The 2,174-nt window shown below is 39.1% G+C and carries 3 protein-coding genes; 2 read left to right on the top strand and 1 reads right to left on the bottom strand.

Annotation, left to right across the window (positions count from 1 at the left end):
- Window positions 1-101: 101 nt before the first annotated feature.
- The gene (locus FDX03_RS05910) at window positions 102-833 is read left to right on the top strand and encodes a hypothetical protein (protein ID WP_137345613.1); all 732 of its coding nucleotides are present in this window, start codon (window positions 102-104) and stop codon (window positions 831-833) included.
- Window positions 833-1,435, top strand: coding sequence for a TIR domain-containing protein (locus tag FDX03_RS05915; protein ID WP_137345614.1), 603 nt, complete (start codon window positions 833-835; stop codon window positions 1,433-1,435). The genes FDX03_RS05910 and FDX03_RS05915 overlap by 1 nt, the downstream gene beginning before the upstream one ends.
- 64 nt (window positions 1,436-1,499) lie before the next feature.
- Here the strand turns inward: FDX03_RS05915 and FDX03_RS23095 are convergent.
- Window positions 1,500-2,174: phage portal protein (locus FDX03_RS23095; RefSeq protein ID WP_249357001.1), on the bottom strand; the 675-nt coding region annotated here is incomplete at its 5' end.

Genomic DNA, 2,174 nt, shown 5'->3' on the forward strand with positions numbered 1-2,174 from the left:
ACAAAGCGGGCAGGCGTGGCGGGGATACGAGCGCGCGCTAATGCTTGGACTAATGCCTTCTCTGCAGTATTATGGAGCAAACAAAGATATGGACTAATCTTATGTACAAATATTGGGTTTTGTGGGGATCTATTTTTTTCCTCTTAGTGATCTTCATGGGGTGCGTGCCGTTTGAGCCATTCCAAAAGTGGTGGTTTACTCTTAATTTTATGTCTAATGTAGACATAATTAGGGCTATTCTCTCTGTAGTCATATTATGTTTGGTAGTTTATATGCTTTTTGTTGGTCTTATGCACCAAAGATACTCTCTACGAGTGGAGCAACTTAGTTTTGGTGGTGTAAATATATTATTAAATAAATCAGACTTGTTATTTAGAAAAAGTGTTAAAAACTATTTGGATACTAAGCGGTCTTTATTCAAAATTAATCCAAGGTATGATTCATTCGAAGAAGTATTAAATTCTTATTTTGAGTGTTATAAATTTATTCGTGATGAAATGAAATTATTAGATGTGAAGAAAAAAAGAGATAAAAAACTATATGATCTTTCTAATGAAATTCTTCGCACCCTTAATGAATTTCTTACAAAATATCAAAATAATTATCGTAGATGGCATAAACATGTTTCGGAGCATGATAAAGTATTAACTCGTGAAAAAGATTCAAAAGGTAAATACGTTACCCTTTCTTATCATTTAACTCCAATTGGGAAGATTCAGTCACATTATTATCACTTCAGTAATATGTTGAACGCCTTCAACGAAGTTAATAAGTTCTTTAATGAGGAAGTTGTACGAGAATTTGATATTAATACTAAGAAATGGAGTTTGTAATGCATAAGACATTCCTAAGCTATCATCATGCGAATGAGCAAGATCTGAAAGATGAATTAATAAAAAAACATGGTGGCGAATCGTTTATTAATAAATCAGTTGCTGATGGTGATATAAATGAAGATAATGCCGAAGAGACGATAATGAAAACAATCCGTGAGGATTATCTTGCGGATTCTACTGTTGTCGTAGTTCTTGTTGGAGAAGAAACAGCTCTGCGTAAGTATGTGAACTCAGAAATTCAGGCAGCTTTATGGGGCAAGCCAACTGGATTAATAGCAGTAGTTAGAAATGAAATCTATGATAAAATTTTCACAGAAAGCACTTGCAGTGGTAATAGTTGTAATTGTGGGGTGAAATTAAGGCGTATTACGAGTTATTACGATGATTACATGCCATATCTAGTAGGCGCCAATCATCGCTATGCTAATCAAACTAAAACACCTCACTTTGATGATGCTATTGTATATTGTTCTGTCGTAAGGTATTCACGATTTCTAAATAACCCTGAAAAATATATAGATATAGCATTCGGTAAAAGAGATGAGGTCGAAGTATCGACGAAAAGAAATAAGAATGGTGTGCCGGTAGTTGGACGATAATAATGTGTAAAAGCCACATGGGTGGCTTTTACTGCATTGATAACGATGTGTTAAAGTTATACAATTATAAACGCTCTAATTTATAATGGTCAAAACTAATGACTTGCTCCCCTATCCAAGAATTCAACTCAGACATTCTTTTTTGTAGAGGAATTAGTTCATTTCGCACAAAAACATTCGCAGCCTTCTCCACATCCCCAAATCCACCAACGTTATTAGGCATAATTCCCATCATCTGCGGCGGTACACGGTGTGCTGCCATCATGTCATCGCGGCTGACGTTTTTGATGTTCAGAAACTCATCCTTTGCCGCCACTTCTGACAGTGGGATGATCTGGATGCCATCCTTTTTCCCGTTGGGGGAGTACATAAACAGGTTACGGAAATTGCCCGGCCCTTTGGCACTTTTCATCGCCTGGCGGATGTTGTTCACGTCCTCCTGATTTTGTGCAGCGTCGGTCATGTACATGATGAAGCCCGCGTGGCTGCCGTTGATGTAATACTTGCGGCGGAACAGCGTAGCGGATTCGTTCAGCAGGGCGGAAGGGATGGCGGACAGGTATTCCGGCAGGCCATAAATCTCCTGGTTTAAATCCGGCTCCATCAGGTGAAAGATGCTGCCTTTGGTGAACTCGTAGGGCTGCGTGGTCATGCCATACTGCACAAACCAGTAGGTATCCAGATCTAAGCCGCGGCGGGTGTATTTCGCGAGCGACGGCTCCAGCGACAGAATACCGCC

It is taken from the genome of Citrobacter sp. wls827 (genome assembly GCF_005280875.1).
Lineage (GTDB): Bacteria > Pseudomonadota > Gammaproteobacteria > Enterobacterales > Enterobacteriaceae > Citrobacter > Citrobacter youngae.

Coding starts and splice junctions, on each gene's coding strand:
- FDX03_RS05910 (WP_137345613.1), top strand. CDS start 102: ATGTACAAATATTGGGTTTTGTGGGGATCTATTTTTTTCCTCTTAGTG.
- FDX03_RS05915 (WP_137345614.1), top strand. CDS start 833: ATGCATAAGACATTCCTAAGCTATCATCATGCGAATGAGCAAGATCTG.